Origin of the sequence: Pseudomonas sp. S49, assembly GCF_009866785.1 — a bacterium.
Lineage (GTDB): Bacteria > Pseudomonadota > Gammaproteobacteria > Pseudomonadales > Pseudomonadaceae > Aquipseudomonas.
Map to the genome: position 1 here is coordinate 5,131,520 of NZ_CP019432.1, position 17,179 is coordinate 5,148,698.

Annotated in this window: 14 protein-coding genes; 6 read left to right on the forward strand and 8 right to left on the reverse strand. The window is 60.2% G+C overall.

The features are described 5' to 3' along the window. From PspS49_RS22640 to edd, 8 genes are all read right to left on the reverse strand, one after another. On the reverse strand, positions 1–846 hold the full coding sequence (locus tag PspS49_RS22640) for a carbohydrate ABC transporter permease (RefSeq protein WP_007917872.1): 846 nt from the start codon (positions 844–846) through the stop codon (positions 1–3). After that, positions 839–1,747, reverse strand: coding sequence for a sugar ABC transporter permease (locus PspS49_RS22645; protein ID WP_007917874.1), 909 nt, complete (start codon positions 1,745–1,747; stop codon positions 839–841). The genes PspS49_RS22640 and PspS49_RS22645 overlap by 8 nt, the downstream gene beginning before the upstream one ends. Positions 1,748–1,903: 156 nt before the next feature. Then, the gene (locus PspS49_RS22650) at positions 1,904–3,205 is read right to left on the reverse strand and encodes an ABC transporter substrate-binding protein (protein ID WP_077574253.1); all 1,302 of its coding nucleotides are present in this window, start codon (positions 3,203–3,205) and stop codon (positions 1,904–1,906) included. 118 nt (positions 3,206–3,323) lie between these two features. Next, positions 3,324–4,583, reverse strand: a complete 1,260-nt coding sequence (locus tag PspS49_RS22655) for an AGE family epimerase/isomerase (protein WP_160041540.1) — start codon at positions 4,581–4,583, stop codon at positions 3,324–3,326. Positions 4,584–4,877: 294 nt separating this feature from the next. After that, positions 4,878–6,347, reverse strand: coding sequence for an ATP-binding protein (locus PspS49_RS22660; RefSeq protein ID WP_095121285.1), 1,470 nt, complete (start codon positions 6,345–6,347; stop codon positions 4,878–4,880). Further along, positions 6,337–7,068 carry a response regulator transcription factor gene (locus tag PspS49_RS22665; RefSeq protein ID WP_102900192.1) on the reverse strand — a complete coding sequence of 244 codons (732 nt, stop codon included), beginning with the start codon at positions 7,066–7,068 and terminating at the stop codon, positions 6,337–6,339. The genes PspS49_RS22660 and PspS49_RS22665 overlap by 11 nt, the downstream gene beginning before the upstream one ends. A 179-nt stretch (positions 7,069–7,247) precedes the next feature. Continuing rightward, positions 7,248–8,207: a glucokinase gene (locus PspS49_RS22670; RefSeq protein WP_160041541.1), complete on the reverse strand. Its 960-nt coding sequence runs from the start codon at positions 8,205–8,207 to the stop codon at positions 7,248–7,250. Then, positions 8,204–10,030, reverse strand: coding sequence for a phosphogluconate dehydratase (gene edd, locus PspS49_RS22675; RefSeq protein WP_160041542.1), 1,827 nt, complete (start codon positions 10,028–10,030; stop codon positions 8,204–8,206). The genes PspS49_RS22670 and edd overlap by 4 nt, the downstream gene beginning before the upstream one ends. A gap of 220 nt (positions 10,031–10,250) precedes the next feature. Here edd and gap point away from each other — a divergent pair, with 220 nt between their 5' ends. The 6 genes from gap to PspS49_RS22705 all read left to right on the forward strand — a co-directional run bounded on the left by gap (position 10,251) and on the right by PspS49_RS22705 (position 17,051). Beyond that, positions 10,251–11,252, forward strand: coding sequence for a type I glyceraldehyde-3-phosphate dehydrogenase (gene gap, locus PspS49_RS22680; protein ID WP_007917884.1), 1,002 nt, complete (start codon positions 10,251–10,253; stop codon positions 11,250–11,252). 199 nt (positions 11,253–11,451) lie between these two features. Continuing rightward, positions 11,452–11,970 (forward strand): sigma-70 family RNA polymerase sigma factor, encoded by a 519-nt coding sequence (locus PspS49_RS22685; protein WP_007917886.1) that lies wholly within the window; start codon positions 11,452–11,454, stop codon positions 11,968–11,970. A 125-nt stretch (positions 11,971–12,095) separates the two neighbouring features. Next, positions 12,096–13,061, forward strand: coding sequence for a FecR domain-containing protein (locus PspS49_RS22690; protein WP_077574259.1), 966 nt, complete (start codon positions 12,096–12,098; stop codon positions 13,059–13,061). Between the two features lie 122 nt (positions 13,062–13,183). After that, a complete protein-coding gene (locus PspS49_RS22695) occupies positions 13,184–15,769 on the forward strand; it encodes a TonB-dependent receptor (RefSeq protein WP_160041543.1) in 2,586 nt (861 codons plus the stop codon). A 111-nt stretch (positions 15,770–15,880) separates the two neighbouring features. Next, positions 15,881–16,477, forward strand: coding sequence for a biliverdin-producing heme oxygenase (locus PspS49_RS22700; RefSeq protein ID WP_127929503.1), 597 nt, complete (start codon positions 15,881–15,883; stop codon positions 16,475–16,477). Between the two features lie 163 nt (positions 16,478–16,640). After that, complete coding sequence (locus tag PspS49_RS22705) at positions 16,641–17,051, forward strand: YbaN family protein (protein WP_127929504.1); 411 nt, start codon at positions 16,641–16,643, stop codon at positions 17,049–17,051. Positions 17,052–17,179: the final 128 nt, after the last annotated feature.

The window sequence follows — 17,179 nt, forward strand, 5'->3', positions numbered from 1 at the left end:
TTACCCCTTGACTGCGCCGGCCGTCAGCCCGCGCACGAAATACTTGCCTGCGACCACATAGACCAGCAGGGTCGGCAGGCCGGCGATCATCGCCGCTGCCATATCAACGTTGTATTCCTTGGCGCCGGTGCTGGTGTTGACCAGGTTGTTCAACGCCACCGTGATCGGTTGCGAATCACCGCTGGAGAACACCACACCGAACAGGAAGTCGTTCCATATCTGAGTGAACTGCCAGATCAGGCAGACCATGATGATCGGCGTCGACATCGGCAGAATGATGCGGCGGAAAATCGTAAAGAAACCCGCGCCGTCGAGGCGTGCGGCTTTCACCAGCGCATCCGGAATGCTCACGTAGTAGTTACGGAAGAACAGCGTTGTGAACGCCAGGCCGTAAACCACGTGGATAAACACCAGACCGGTGGTGGTGCTCGCCAGGCCCATCTTGCCGAGGGTGAACGAGGCCGGCAGCAGCACGGTCTGGAACGGCAGGAAGCAGCCGAACAACAGCAGGCCGAAGAACAACTGCGAACCGCGGAAGCGCCAGAACGACAGCACATAACCGTTCAACGCGCCGATGGCGGTGGAAATAATTACCGCCGGAACGGTGATCTTGATCGAGTTCCAGAAGTAACCGTCAACCGTGGCCCAGGCCTTGACCCAGCCGATGCCGCTGACCACGGTCGGCCAGCTCAGCAGGTTGCCGGTGCTGATGTCTTCCGGGGTCTTGAAGCTGGTCAGCAACATGACCACCAGCGGCACCAGATAAAGCAGTACGGCGAGGATCAGCACCGCGTAGATCGCGATACGACTCAGGCTGATAGCAGGTTTGGCAGCGAGACTAGTCATTGCGCTTGGTCCTCAGCTCGGAATACAGGTAAGGCACGATGATCGCGAGGATCGCACCGAGCATCAGAATCGCACTGGCCGAGCCCATGCCCATCTGGCCGCGACTGAAGGTGAAGGAATACATGAACATCGCGGGCAGGTCGGAGGAATAACCCGGGCCACCGGCAGTCATCGCCGCGACCAGGTCGAAGCTCTTGATCGCGATGTGCGCCAGAATCATCACCGCACTGAAGAACACCGGACGCAGGCTTGGCAGCACCACTTTCCAGTAGATCGTCGGCATGCTTGCGCCATCGATCTGCGCGGCACGGATGATCGATTGATCAACGCCACGCAGGCCAGCGAGGAACATCGCCATGATGAAGCCCGAGGCTTGCCAGACAGCGGCGATCACCAGGCAGTAAACCACGCGATCCGGGTCGATCAGCCAGTCGAGACGGAAGCCTTCCCAGCCCCAGTCACGCAACAATTTGTCCAGGCCCATGCCCGGGTTGAGCAGCCATTTCCACGCGGTACCGGTGACGATCATCGAGAGCGCCATCGGGTACAGGTAAATGGTGCGGATAAAGCCTTCGCGACGGATGCGCTGGTCGAGGAACACCGCCAGCAACACGCCAATCACCAGGGTGATGCCGATGAACATGCCGCCGAACACCGCGAGGTTTTTGCTCGCGACCCACCAGCGATCGTTGTCGAACAACCGCGCGTATTGCGCCAGACCGGCCCACTTGTAGTTGGGCAGGAACGTCGAGGTGGTGAACGACAGCACGAACGTCCACAGGATGTAGCCATAGAAGCCCACCAGCACGATGAACATGCTCGGCGCCAGCACCAGTTTGGGTAGCCAGCGTTGCAATGCATCGAACGGCGAGGCCTTGCTGAACACAGCAACAGAACTCATGGGGAAATCCAGTACAGGGAATAAAAACTACAGTGAGATCCCTTGTGGGAGCGAGCCTGCTCGCGAATACGGTGCGTCAGTCGACGGATGGAGCAACTGACACAACGCCTTCGCGAGCAGGCTCGCTCCCACAGGAGAAGCCTGTGCTACCGACGCTTATTTGGACGACTTGATCGCAGCACCAAGTTTCTTGGCGGTGTCGGCCGGGTCGGCTTTCGGGTCGTTGATGTAGTTGGTCACGACATCAAAGAACGCGCCTTGCACCGCCAGCGTGGTCGCCATGTTGTGCGCCATGCTTGGTTGCAGGCCACCGGATTTGGCGTCCGCCAGGAAGTCCTTGGCAGCAGTCTGGGCGCAGGAGTCGAAGCCGAGTTTCTCCATGTCGTTCAACATGTCGTTGCGCACCGGGATCGAGCCTTTGTTGATGCTGAAAACTTTCTGGAAGTTTTCACCCAGCACGACTTTGGCGATGTCCTGTTGACCGGCCGCAGTGCCTGCGTCCTTCTGCTTGAACACGGCCAGCGAGTCGATGTTGTAGGTGAACGCTTTGTCGGTGCCCGGGAAGGCTACGCACTCGTAGTCCTTGCCAGCGACTTTCTTGGCCGCGGTCCATTCGGACTTGGCCCAGTCACCCATGATCTGCATGCCGGCCTTGCCGTTGATGACTTTGGCCGCTTCCAGGTTCCAGTCCTGACCCTTGCCGTCGGCGTCCATGTAGGTCGCGACTTTCTTCAGCTCGGTCAGCGCCTTGACCATTTCCGGACCGGTCAGCGCGGCGTTGTCCAGATCAACCAGGGCTTTCTTGTAACCATCGACACCCATGACCGAGAGGACCACGGCTTCGAACACGGTGCTGTCCTGCCAAGGCTGACCGCCGTGGGCCAGCGGGATGAAGCCCGCAGCTTTCAGCTTGTCGCCAGCGGCATAGAACTCTTCGAGGGTGGTCGGGTTCTTGGTGATACCGGCTTTCTTGAACACTTCCGGGTTGATCCACAGCCAGTTCACGCGGTGAATGTTCACCGGCACGGCCACGTAATCACCGTCGTACTTCACGGTATCGGAGACTTTCTTGTCGAGCAGGCTGTCCCACTTTTCCGACTTGGCGACGTCTTTCAACACGTCGGTATCGAGCAGGCCGGTCGACGCCCATTCCTGGATGTCCGGGCCTTTGATCTGGGCGACGCCAGGCGGGTTGCCGGCGACTGCACGGCTTTTCAGCACGGTCATGGCCGTTGCACCGCCACCACCGGCGACAGCGCCGTCTTTCCAGGTGAAACCGTCTTTTTCGACTTGCGCCTTGAGCACATCAACAGCGGCTTTTTCGCCACCGGACGTCCACCAGTGCACGACTTCGACCGAACCTTTGGATTCGGCAGCGGAAACACTGAGAGGCAGAATTGCGAGCGGGAACAGGGAGGCGACAGAAATGACAGTAGCGAGGCGAGAAATCGCATTCATCTGAGATGTACCTTTCTTGTTGTTATGCATGCAAGTCTGGTGCTTGCGCTGCACAGGAGTTTAAACAGGACGTTTCCCTTCGCAGGTAACGAAGGGACGCGCGAATGTCACCACATGGTTACACAGGACTGCTCTGAGATAACTGTGCCAGCGCAGTCGCCATACTGGGTGACAAGGGTAGACGCGGGATCAGCACGGCTTGCCAGGCGTGATACAGATCGGGTTTGCCCGGCCAGATATCGGCGCTTGGGGTGTTTTGCGGATTGAGTTCGTGGTGCCAGCTGCCGTCGCAACGGTCGATGAAATTCACTTCGCAGAATTCCCAGAACAGCCGGTACCAGCTTTCGTATTGCGCATCGCCTGTGCGTTTAAGCAGGGCACTGGCGGCGGCGCTGGCTTCGGCGTGGGTCCAGTGCAAACGATGGCGGACCACGGCTTTGTTGTCCCAGTCGAGGGTGTAGACGATGCCCGGCAAACCATCGACGTTCCAACCGTTACGGCAATTGTTCTCGAAGAGTTTCTGCGCATCGGTCGCGAGCCAACCGGGGGTGAGCATGCCGGCCTGAACCCGCGCCGCTTCGAGGTGCAGCAACAGCCGCGCCCACTCGAAACCGTGGCCCGGTGTGGTGCCGTAAGGGCGGAAACCATCGGCGGGATTGTCGTGGTTGTATTCGCGCAGCGGTTGCCAGTCGCGGTCGAAATGTTCGATGACCATGTAACCGTTGCCGGCGGCATGACCGTGGATCACCCGCTCGACGATGCGTTGCGCACGCACCAGCCAGCGCGGATCTTCGGTGACATCAGCAAGAGCGAGGAACGCTTCAGTGGCGTGCATGTTGCTGTTGGCGCCGCGATAGGCTTCTTCTTCGCTCCAGTCGCGGTTGAAGAATTCGCGCATGGCGCCCTCTTCTTCGCTCCAGAAATTGGTGTCGATGATGTCGATGGCATCATCCAGCAACGCCTGCGCACCGGGGCGTTGCGCGACCACCGCAGAGCTGGCGGCCAGCGCAACAAAAGCATGCAGATAGGCGTTTTTGCCGGTGTTGTCGTCGCGGTGTTCGGCAACGGCAAACCAGCCGCCGTGCAACGCATCACGCAACGGCCCGCGCAAGGCGGCGATGCCGTGATCGACCAGTTCGGCGAAACCCGGCAGGCCCTGAATATGGGCCATGGCGAAGCTGTGGGTCATGCGCGCGGTGTTCATGGTTTCGGCTTGCGCGTTCGCTGGCAGACGGCCGCGTTCGTCGAGGTTGCCGAAGCCTTGTGGGAGTTTTGCTGCCTTGGCGAAATCCAGCAGGCGCAGGCCTTCGGCGGCGAGCCATTGCTGGTGGGCAGGGGCGTTCAGCCAACTGCTGAAGCCGGGTTGGAAGAGATCCATGGGTGGCCTTTTTTGTTGTTATGACTGCGGGGAGTCTAAACAACGGGCCGGGGTGGGCTTGTAACGAAGGGGGCGGGGTTTGTCACCAGGTCGTGACAAAGAGCAGCCCTCACCCCAGCCCTCTCCCGGAGGGAGAGGGGGCCGACCGAGTGGTGCTGAGTTATCCGCCGACCTGACACATCGAGTCGATTATGGATTCGCTACCGGACTTCCAGGTCGGCGTATCTCTGCAGCATCCCCCGATCAGTCCCCTCTCCCCCCGGGAGAGGGCTAGGGTGAGGGAAAGCTTTTGACTCAATCCGCCGAACGCGGCAATTGCAGGGTCACCCGCAACCCACCCTCACGCAGATTCTGCAACGTCACTTCCCCACCATGGCTGTGGGCAATATTGCGCGCGATGCCCAACCCCAAGCCATACCCCTGCTGCTGCCCCGCCAGCCTGAAGTGCGGCTCGAACACCTGCTCCAAGCGCTGCTCCGGCACGCCCGGCCCTTCATCATCAACGTGCAACACAAACGCGCTGTCATCGTCATCAATGTGCAGATGCGCGTTCTGCCCATACTTCAAGGCGTTGTCGATCAGATTGCCGATGCAGCGTTTCAACGCCAAAGGCTTACCCGGATACGCCGCCAGCGCGCGACCGTGTTGAGTCACGCGACCATTGCCGTTCGGCGCCAGATAGGGCTCGACCAGACAATCAAGCACGTGATTGAGATCCACCGGCTCGATGTTCTCGTGGATGTCAGTGTCTTTCACACACTGCAGCGCACCTTTGACCAGCAGTTCCAGCTCATCCAGATCACGGCCGAACTTGGCTTGCAGCTTTTCGTCTTCGAGCAATTCGACACGCAAACGCAAACGGGTAATAGGCGTGCGCAGGTCATGGGAGATCGCGCTGAACAACTGGCTGCGTTCAGTCAGGTAACGGCTGATGCGTTCGCGCATGGTGTTGAACGCACGCCCCACTTCGACCACCTCACTGCCGCCGCCCTCGGCCACCGGCTCGACGTCGGCGCCCAGCGACAAATCCCGCGCAGCCCGTGCCAGACGCTTGAGCGGCCGGCTCTGCCAGTGCACCAGCAGACCGATGAACAGCAGCAGGAATCCGCTAGTGAGAACGATGAACCACACCTGTTGCGAGGGCAGGCCTTGCTCTTCAAGACTGGTGTACGGCTCCGGCAACAGTGAGGCGATGTACAGCCATTCGCCCGGGGCCATTTGAATCTGCGTGACCAGCACGGGTGGATTGACCGGCTCCAGGGTCAGCGCGTAATGCGCCCACGAGCGCGGCAGCTCATCGAGTTTCAGCCCGGCGTTGAAGATCCGCAGGTCTTCGGGGCTGACAAAGGTCACCGAGATATCGGTGTCATGGCCCAACGTCTGCCGCAGCACTTCGTCGACCGCTTTCATCACCGCCGCTTTACGCGGCGTGACCGGCAGCACGTCCATACCCAATGGTTTGTCGTTCAGGGTCACCACGAAGCGGGTACCACCCATGCTGCGCAATTGATCGAGCACCAACGGCCGATAAGCCACCGGCAGAGAGCGGAAGTAACTGACGCTGGCGGTCATCGAATGGGCGAGACTGCGGGCGCTGGTGACCAGACCTTCGAGCTGGGTTGCGCGCAGTTGCGAGACCCAGATCACGCTCGACAGCGTCTGTGCGAACAACACCGCCAACAGCGTCAGCAGCAACATGCGCCCGAGCAACGAGCGCGGCACCGGCACCTTGGCGGCGAGTTTACGCAGCGAATCAGTGACCATTGCTGGCAACCACATTGGCTGCCAGTTGGTAGCCGCTGCCGCGTACAGTGCGGATCAGTCGTGGCGGTTTCTCGGTGTCGCGCAGGCGCTGACGCAAACGGCTGACGGCCATGTCGACGATGCGATCGAGCGGCATCAGGTCGCGGCCCCGGGTGGCGTTGCCGATGGTGTCGCGGTCGAGGATTTCCTGCGGATGATCGAGGAACAGTTTCAGCAGGGCGAAGTCGGCACCGGAGAGAATCACTTCCTCGCCGTCGGTGTGAAACAACCGATGGCTGACCATGTCCAGCCGCCACTCGTCGAAGGCCAGCACGTCACTGCCGCTGCGCTCCTGACCGAATTGCGCACGCCGCAGCAGGGCTTTGATGCGCGCTTGCAGTTCGCGGGGGCTGAAGGGTTTGCCGAGGTAATCGTCGGCACCGAGTTCGAGACCGATCACGCGGTCAGCTTCGTCGGAACTGGCGGTGAGCATGATGATCGGCACCTGCGCCTGACGCGGATGCTGACGCACCCAACGGCACAGGCTGAAGCCGTCTTCGTCGGGCAGCATGACATCGAGGATCACCAGATCGCTCGGCGCCTCGTTGAGGGCCTGACGGAAACTGGCACCGTCGGCGGTGGCCCGTACCTGAAACCCGGCGCGGGTCAGGTAGGTTTCCAGCAACTCGCGTATTTCCTGGTCGTCATCGACCAACAATATCGACTTGTTGACTGAGCTCACTTCGAAGGCATCCTTGTTGTTGGAATTGGGGCGGATTATGCCTTAAGCACTGATTTTACAAACACCACAAAACAACTGTAGGAGTGAGCCTGCTCGCGATAACGGTTTGTCAGTCAACGAATGTGTTGAATCCAAGACAGCTATCGCGAGCAGGCTCACTCCTACAGTTTGATTGCATTTCAGGTCGGGATTGATTGGTCCAGGGCTACGCCAGCGCCGACAAGGCCGGAATACGGCGCTGTCACCAGCCAAACTGGAATGCCTTTGAAGTAATCGCTCATGCACCCCTTGTCAGCAAAGCTGCGGGCGAAACCGCTTTCGAGGAAGAAATCGGCAAACCGTGGAATCACACCGCCGACGATGTAAACCCCACCCCGTCCGCCCGTAGTCAGCACGTTATTGCCGGCCACACGGCCGAGCCAGCAGCAGAACTGCTCGAGCACTTCCAGCGCGATCGGATCGCCCGCCAGACCAGCCGCCGTAATCGCTTCCGGCGTATCGAGTGTCGGCTCATGCCCATCGACTGCGCAGATCGCCCGGTAAACCCGTGGCAAGCCACCACCGCTCAACGCGGTTTCCGCGCTGACATGGCCAATCTCGTTGTGGATGTGCTGCCACAACTGGGTTTCACGCGGGCTGCTCAGCGGCAGATCAACGTGACCGCCCTCGCCCGGCAACGCCGCGAAACGGCCTGCACCGAGGTCGAGCAAGGTGCCGACGCCCAGGCCAGTGCCCGGGCCGATCACCACCGCCGGACGCAACGGCTCCGGCGTGCCTTCGCAGACCACGCGAAATTCGCCCGGCTGCAAACGGGTCATGCCCAGCGCCATCGCCGAGAAGTCGTTGACCAGCAACAACTGCTCGACCTGCAAGGTTTTGCAGAACGCGGTGCGACTCAGGCGCCAGTGGTTGTTGGTGAATTTGAACTCATCACCACTGACCGGGCCGGCCACCGACAGGCACACCGAACCGATCGAACCCGGCGCCAGACCGAGCCCGCTCAGGTACAGGCTGATCGCCTCTTCCGGGCTGGCGTGGTCGGCCGTGGCCAGCACCTGAACCGATTCCAGTTGCTGGTTTTTCCACAACGCAAACCGCGCGTTGGTGCCTCCGATGTCACCGACCAAAGCCAGTTTCAATTAAGCGTCTCCAGGGCAGAAGTGAAGGCGCTGGCGCCCTGCTCCGCCGAGCTGAAGGCCATGCGCATGAAGCCGAACAGTTCGCGACCGCTGCCGATGTTGTTGCCCAACAGGCCTTTGGCGGGTTCGCGCGCTGCAAATTCTGCGGCGTCGACTTTAAGTTCCAAAGTGCCTTTGACGCCATCGACGCGGATGATATCGCCCTCTTGCACGCGTGCCAAAGCGCCACCGACATAAGCCTCGGGGCTGACGTGAATCGCTGCGGGGATTTTCCCCGAGGCGCCGGACATCCGCCCGTCAGTCACCAATGCCACTTTGAAGCCGCGATCCTGTAGCACGCCGAGGAACGGCGTCATTTTGTGCAGCTCCGGCATGCCGTTGGAGCGCGGGCCCTGGAAACGCATTACCGCGACGAAATCTTTTTCCAGCAGACCGGCCTTGAACGCATCGGCCAGATCCTGCTGATCCTGGAACACCATCGCCGGCGCTTCGACGATCTGGTTCTCCAGGGCGACGGCGGACACCTTCATCACACCGCGACCGAGGTTGCCTTCCATCACGCGCAAACCACCCTCCGCCGAGAACGCACGAGCGACCGGGCGCAGGATGTTTTCGTCGAGGCTGTCGACCGGGCCTTCACGCCAGACCAGTTCACCGTTATCAAGGAACGGCTCTTTGGTGTACTGGCTCAAACCGTGGCCGAGCACAGTGTTGACGTCTTCGTGCAGCAGGCCGGCGCCAAGCAGCTCACGGATCAGGAACGACATGCCGCCCGCTGCCTGGAAGTGGTTGATGTCGGCTTTGCCGTTCGGGTAGACGTGGCTCAGGGTCGGCACCACTTCGGAGAGGTCGGCCATGTCTTGCCAGGTCAGTTGAATGCCCGCCGCCATGGCGATCGCCGGCATATGCAGGGTGTGGTTGGTCGAACCGCCGGTGGCGTGCAACGCGACAATCGAGTTGACCAGCGACTTCTCGTCGACGATTTCGCCGATCGGCATGAAGTTGCCGTTCTGTTTGGTCAGGCGCGTGACCTGGTGCGCGGCTTCGCGGGTCAGCGCGTCACGCAGCGGCGTGTTCGGGTTGACGAACGAGGCGCCCGGCAAGTGCAGGCCCATGACTTCCATCAGCAACTGGTTGGTGTTGGCGGTGCCGTAGAAGGTGCAGGTGCCCGGGCTGTGGTAGGACTTCATCTCCGATTCCAGCAGCTCTTCGCGGGTGGCTTTGCCTTCGGCGTACTTCTGGCGCACGTCGGCTTTTTCCTTGTTGGAAATCCCCGAGACCATCGGCCCGCCCGGGACGAAAATCGTCGGTAGGTGACCAAAGCGCAGCGAGCCCATCATCAGGCCCGGGACGATCTTGTCGCAGATACCCAGCATCAGCGCGCCGTCGAACATGTTGTGCGACAGAGCCACCGCCGTCGACATGGCAATCACTTCGCGGCTCGGCAGGCTCAGTTCCATGCCTGGCTCACCTTGGGTGACGCCGTCGCACATCGCTGGCGTACCGCCGGCGAACTGGCCGACCGAGCCGATTTCGCGCAGGGCGTTCTTGATCTGTTCCGGGAACACTTCATACGGCTGATGCGCCGAGAGCATGTCGTTATACGAAGAAACAATGGCGATGTTCGCCGAGTTCATCATCCGCAGGCTGTGCTTGTCTTCGCTGCCGCACCCGGCCACGCCATGGGCGAAGTTGGCGCATTGCAGCTTGCCGCGCATCGGCCCGTCGGTGGCGGCGCCGCGAATCAGTGCAAGGTAAGCCTGACGCGTGGCGCGGCTGCGGGCGATAAGCCGTTCGGTGACCTCAAGAACGCGGGGATGCATGTGTAGAACTCCAGGCTAACGGATGTGGCGACCTGATTGTCTATGCTGATCAAACGCCGTTGTTGTTGGAATGACAGACGGCTTTTTTGACCATTCGGACCAGTTGATTCAGGTCACTCGTTGTAGATAAAACAAAATATTGCCACTAAAAAGGCTTGTTTTCTATTTTTATGCGAATAATCTTGTAATTCCAACAACAAAACGACGGCGGCGCTGTTCCATGACTCTTCGAATCGCAATCAATGGTTTTGGCCGCATCGGCCGTAATGTCCTGCGCGCACTGTATACCCAAGGCTATCGACAGGATTTGCAGATCGTCGCCATCAACGATCTCGGCGACAGCTCGATCAATGCCCATCTGCTCAAATACGACACCGTTCACGGCACGTTCGACGCGCAAGTCGAGCATGACAACGAAAGTCTGACCGTCAACGGCGACCGCATTGCGGTCAGCGCGATTCGCAACCCGGCCGAACTGCCATGGGCGGCGGAAAAGATTGATGTGGTGTTCGAATGCACCGGTCTCTTCACCGACCGCGCCAAAGCCGCCGCGCATATTACTGCCGGCGCGCGCAAAGTGATCATCTCCGCCCCGGCCAAAGGTGCCGACGCCACCGTTGTTTACGGTGTGAACCACGACATTCTGCGCCAGTCGCACCAGATCATCTCCAACGCTTCGTGCACCACCAACTGTCTGGCGCCGGTGGCGCAGGTGCTGCACCGCGAGCTGGGGATCGAAAGCGGCCTGATGACTACGATCCATGCCTACACCAACGATCAGAACCTCACCGACGTCTATCACACCGACCCGTACCGCGCGCGTTCGGCCACGCAGAACATGATCCCGAGCAAGACCGGCGCCGCTGAAGCGGTGGGCCTGGTGCTGCCGGAACTGGCGGGTAAGCTGACCGGCATGGCCGTGCGCGTGCCGGTGATCAATGTGTCGCTGGTGGATTTGACCGTACAGCTGAAAAAAGAAGCCAGCGCCGAAGAAGTCAACGCGCTGATGAAATCCGCGAGCCAGCACTCGAAGATTCTCGGCTTCAACACCCTGCCGCTGGTATCCAGCGACTTCAACCATAACCCGCTATCGTCGATCTTCGACGCCAACCACACCAAATCCAGCGGCAAGCTGCTGAAAGTGCTGGCCTGGTATGACAACGAGTGGGGCTTCTCCAACCGTATGCTGGATAACTGCCTGGCGTTGTGTAACGCGGAGTAATCTCAGGTTATCCCCTGCCCCTGTGGGAGCGAGCCTGCTCGCGAATACGATGTGTCATTCAATATTTATGTTGGCTGGTACACCGCTTTCGCGAGCAGGCTCGCTCCCACAGTTTTTTGCGCAGCTTTCAAAATCAGGGCTTGACCATTCGACTAGATGATAAGCATTATCATTCGCTTGAAATCGATCAGGTCCTCCCGTGAGTCAATCGCGCTTCAACCACGTCTTCCTCACCCAGCGCACGTCCTTGCTGCGCACGCTGGAACGGATGGTCAACAACCACAGCACCGCAGAAGACCTGTTGCAGGAGACCTACCTGCGCGTGACGCGGGCGTTGAGCGAGCGGGCCATCGATCACCTCGAACCTTTTGTCTTCCAGACCGCGCGCAATCTGGCGCTGGATCATCTGCGCGCGCGCAAGATCCACTCGCGAACCATGGTCGATGATGTGCCGCAGGATGTCGTGCACAGCGTCGCCGCCCCCGCCAGCAGCGCCGAAGATGCCGCCCACGCCGAACAGATGCTGGAGCGCCTGAACGTGAGCCTCAGTCAACTCAGCCCCCGCCAGCAGCAGATTTTCATTCTCAGCCGTTTGCACGGGAACAGTTATCAGGAAATCGCTGATGAACTGAATGTTTCCCTCAGCACCGTGCAGAAAGAACTGAAGCTGATCATGACCATCTGCATCGGCGTCGCCGAACGTCTGAATGGCGACTGAGACTGTAGGGCTTTTCTGTAAGTGCCAGGATCGACTGCACGGATCATCGGGCTTTGTTACCCTTGCCCGACTTTTACGCTTCACTTGAAAAAACAGCCGTGCGCAGACACTGCCGAGGAAACACCGTGACGGACACCCACCGCTCGCCTTCGCCGGATTCGGTGCAGGACGCTGCAAACGCAATGGACCAGGCACTGGACTGGCTCATCGTGCTCGGCAGCCCGGACGAGGAGCAGACCCGGCAATTTCACGCCTGGCTGGCGGCCGATCCGTTGAATGCCGAGGCGTTTGCCAAGGCTCAGGCGATCTGGGACGGTCCGCAAGTCGCCCAGTGCGCACAAAGCCTGGCGGCCAAACCTGCAAAAGTCACCGTCCTCAAGCGTCTGCGTCCGCACTGGAAACCGCTGGCCACTGCTGCGGTGCTGATCCTCGGTTTGTTCAGTTTCAGTAATTTGCCGATGCGCCTTCAGGCCGATCACCTCACGGTGGTTGGCGAGCGCCAGCGTCTGCAACTGGAGGACGGCTCGAAAGTCCTGCTCAATACCAATTCGGCATTCTCCAGCACCATCAACGATCAGCAGCGCGTTGCCCGGTTGTTTCAGGGCGAAGCGTTTTTCGAGATTGCCAGCGGTCGCAGTCAACCGCTGGAAATCGATGCCGGGCCAGTCACTGCCAGCGTGCGCGATACCGCGTTCGCCGTGCGTTATCTCGATGGCGTCGCGCAAGTCAATGTGCAGCGTGGCGACGTCGATCTGCGCGCCACGCATAACGATGCTCGTGTGCGTCTGACTGCCGGTGAGAGCATCCGCATCGGCCCCAACGGTTTCGACCGCCCGGCCAAACTCGACGCCAACACGGATCTGGCGTGGGTTCAGGGCCGACTGGTGTTCGAGAACTGCCCGCTGAATCAGGTACTGGCCGAATTGCGCCGCTACTACCCGGGCTGGATCATCAACACCAACGAGCAACTGGCCGACGTCGCCGTGACCGGCAATTACCGTCTCGATCAGCCGCTCGACGTGGTTCGTTCCCTCGCTCAGATCACCTCGGCGCAACTGAAAGAATTCCCCGCCGTGGTCATCCTGAACTAAATGAGAATTATTTTTACTCGATAGCCAACGTCAGTACGTCTCGTTATAGCCAATGCAATTGATTCGCATCACGCGAAGCCAATCAGCCCCTATAAAGATTCGTGCGACACGGAGCGCTATCGATGTCCTCACGCCTTACCCGCCAGACTTCCTCCCCTTCCCGCGTCTTGTCGCTGCTGACCGCTGCCATCCTGATGGCCGGTACTGCGCCGCTGATGGCGGCCACTGAGCAACCAACGCGCAACATGGGCGATTACTCGTTCGCCATCGGCCAGCAGCCGCTGGTGTCGGCGCTCAATGCCTTCACCGCCGTGACCGGTTGGCAGGTCGGCTTGCCGGCAGAATTGGGTCAGGGAGTGTCGTCGCCGGGCGTGCGTGGCTCGTTGCCACCGGAAAAAGCCCTGGAGCGTCTGTTGGTGGGGACCAACCTGAGCTTCCGCAAAATCAGCAACAACAACGTCGTGCTGGAAAAGCGCAACAACAGCGGCACACTCAACCTCGATCAGGTGACCATCAGCGCCACCCGTCAGGAGCAGTCGGTCAACAGCGTGCCGGCCACCGTCACCGTGCAGACCCGTCAGGATCTGGACCGCAACAACGTCAACACCATCAAGGATCTGGTGCGTTATGAGCCGGGTGTTTCCGTGGGCGGCGCCGGTCAGCGTGGCGGTATCAGCGGCTACAACATTCGCGGCATCGACGGCGACCGCATCCTGACTCAGGTTGACGGCGTCGAAGTGCCGGACGGTTTCTTCAACGGCCCGTATGCCAAGACCCAGCGCAATTACGTTGACCCGGAAATCGTCAAACGCGTGGAAATCCTCCGTGGCCCGGCCTCGGTGCTGTACGGCAGCAACGCCATCGGCGGCGCCGTCAGCTATTACACCCTCGATGCCGACGACATCATCAAGCCGGGCAAAGACGTCGGTGCGCGTCTGAAAACCGGTTACAGCTCCGCCGATGACAGCTGGTTGAAGTCCGCCACCGTTGCCGGCCGCGCCGACCAGTTCGACGGCCTGCTGCACTACAGTCAGCGCGACGGTCACGAAACCGATTCCTATGGCAGCAACAATGGCACTGGCCTTGAGCGCACCGCCGCCAACCCGGAAGACGTCAACGCCTACAACGTGCTGGCCAAGATCGGCTGGAACTACAACGAAGATTCGCGCCTGGGCCTGACCTACGAAAAGTACAAGGACGATCGCGACACCGATCAGAAAAGTGCTTACGGCGGCCCGTACTTCAACGGCGCCCCGACCATCCCCAACAGCGTACTGCCCGGCGGCATGTACCAGTGGCGCACCGGTAACGACACCATCACCCGTGAACGTATCGGCATCGAACACTCCTTCGCCCTCGACAGCCTGCTGGTCGACAACGTGAAGTGGAGCCTCAACCACCAGATCGCCAAGACTGACCAGAGCACCACCGAGTTCTACTACCCGATCACCCGTAAAGTGCTGCGTACTCGCGACACCATTTACGAAGAAAAGCAGTGGGTCTTCGATGCGCAACTGGACAAGGCGTTCGCCCTCGGCGCCACCGATCACGTGCTGACTTACGGCACCACCATCAAGCAGCAGAAAGTCACCGGCTCGCGCAGCGGCGACGGCACCTGCCTGGCCGTCGGTCGTGGCTGCACCGCCATTGGTGCGACCAGCACCGCTGACGTGCTGGCCAAGGCCACCGACTTCCCGGACCCGACCATCAACACCTACAGCGTGTTTGCTCAGGATCAGATCAGCTGGAACAACTGGACCTTCCTGCCGGGCCTGCGCTACGACTACACCCAGCTCAAGCCGCACATCACTCAGGAATTCCTCAACACCGTGGCAGCTGACGGCCAAGGCACGGTCAGCGACAAGAACAAGACCTGGCACAAAGTCTCGCCGAAATTCGGCCTGACCTATGCCCTGACCGAGAACTACACCTGGTACGGTCAGTACGCCGAAGGCTTCCGCACCCCGACCGCGAAAGCCCTGTACGGCCGCTTCGAAAACACCACCACCGGCTACAGCGTGGCGCCCAACCCGGACCTGGAACCGGAAAAAAGCAAAAGCTATGAAACCGGTCTGCGCGGCAACTTCGAACACGGTTCGTTCGACGTGGCAGTGTTCTACAACAAGTACCGCGACTTCATCAACGAAGACGCTGTGACCCCGGGCCGCAACGAGCTGACCTTCCAGTCGGCCAACATCAAGCACGCCACCATCAAAGGTGCGGAAGTCAAAGGTCGTCTGAATCTGGATGCGTTCGGCGCCCCGCAAGGCCTCTACACCCAGGGCTCGATCGCCTACGCCTACGGTCGCAACAACGACAACGGCGAGCCGATCAACAGCGTCAACCCGCTGACCGGCGTGTTCGGTCTGGGTTACGACCAGGACAACTACGGCGGTCTGCTCAGCTGGACCTTGGTGAAGAAAAAGGATCGCGTCGACGACAGCAACTTCAAGTCGCCGGATGGCGTCAGCAGCCAGTTCAAAACCCCGGGCTTCGGCATTCTTGATCTGGCCGGTTATTACAAAGTCACCGACGACGTCACCCTCAGCGGCGGCATCTACAACCTGACCGACAAGAAATACTGGCTGTGGGATGACGTGCGCGGTTACGACAGCGTCGGCGAAGCATCGGTGACGCAACCGGCCAACCTTGATCGCCTGACCCAACCGGGCCGCAACTTCGCGATCAATCTGATCTGGGACATCTGATCCGGCCAACCTCACTGCGCGTGTTCAGGCACCGCGCCGTGAGGTTTTTTTACGCTTGCACGTCGCCTTGTTCGTCTCGTTATCAAGCGCCTCTTTTATCAAGGACATGTCATGACCACTTCGGAAAAAGCCCTGCGTTCACAACGCCTGAACCAGATCACCCATGAGCCGCACAGCAAACTCGATGCACTGGTGAAGGCGCACGCGCCGTTCGAGACCCGCGCCAATTTCGCCCGTTTCGTCGTCGCGCAGTACCTGTTCCAGTCGGAACTGGTCGACCTGTACAACGATGCAGAATTGACTGCGATCGTGCCTGATCTGCCGGCCCGTTGCCGCGCCGAAGCGGCCAAGGCTGACCTTGCCGACCTCGACACTGAAGTGCCGGCACCGATCGCAGGCGCGGTGAAAAATCCGAGCAAGGCTCGCGCACTGGGTTGGATTTTTGTCTCCGAAGGTTCGAAGCTCGGTGCGGCGTTCCTGATCAAACGCGCCGTGGCGCTGGAGCTGAGCGAAACCTTTGGTGCCCGTCACTTGGGTGAGCCTGAAGGTGGCCGTGCCGAAGGCTGGAAGAGCTTCGTGCGTACCCTCGACTCGCTGCAGTTCACTGCCGAGGAAGAAGCCGAAGTCGAGCAAGGCGCGATCGATGCGTTCAACCGCTTCACCGTGCTGCTGGAACAGGCTTACGCCACTGAAGCCGAACCGGCCTGAAGCAACACCTATTCATTGTGGGAGCGAGCCTGCTCGCGAAGACGGCAGCACATTCAACATTAATGTGACTGATCCACCGCATTCGCGAGCAGGCTCGCTCCCACATGGGAACTGCAACAACCTGTAAGATCTCCATTCCGCTTCAGAAGCCACCGCTGAGCCCATGCCGCAACCCGCCTCCTCGAAACTCGCCCGCGTGCTGTTCGGCCTCTTGGCCTACGTCAGCCTTGGCATCGGCCTGATCGCCATTGTCGTGCCCGGCCTGCCGACCACCGAGTTCATCCTTCTCGCCGCCTGGGCCGCGACTCGCAGTTCGCCGCGCCTGAGTGCCTGGCTGGAAAACCATCGGCTGTTCGGGCCGATCCTGAGCAACTGGCGCAACGGCAAGATCATCGCGCGCAAGGCCAAAGTCAGCGCGACGGTGAGCATGTTGCTCTGCGCGGCTTTAATGCTGGTGATGCTCGACCATGGCTGGCCGGTCTATCTGGCAATTGCCGGGATGAGCCTGGGCAATCTGTGGATCTGGTCGCGCCCGGAATCCATCCGGGTCTGCACTGACCCGTCTTCACACTGAAACATCCCTGTAATTATTCGCTTTTTCAGCACTTTCCCCTGCGCAAACGTTTAGCGCTGACCGTTCGTCGGCAGCCGCCTCATGCCCTCTGCTTCCACGCCGATGAGCATTGAATGGCGCTGAATGGA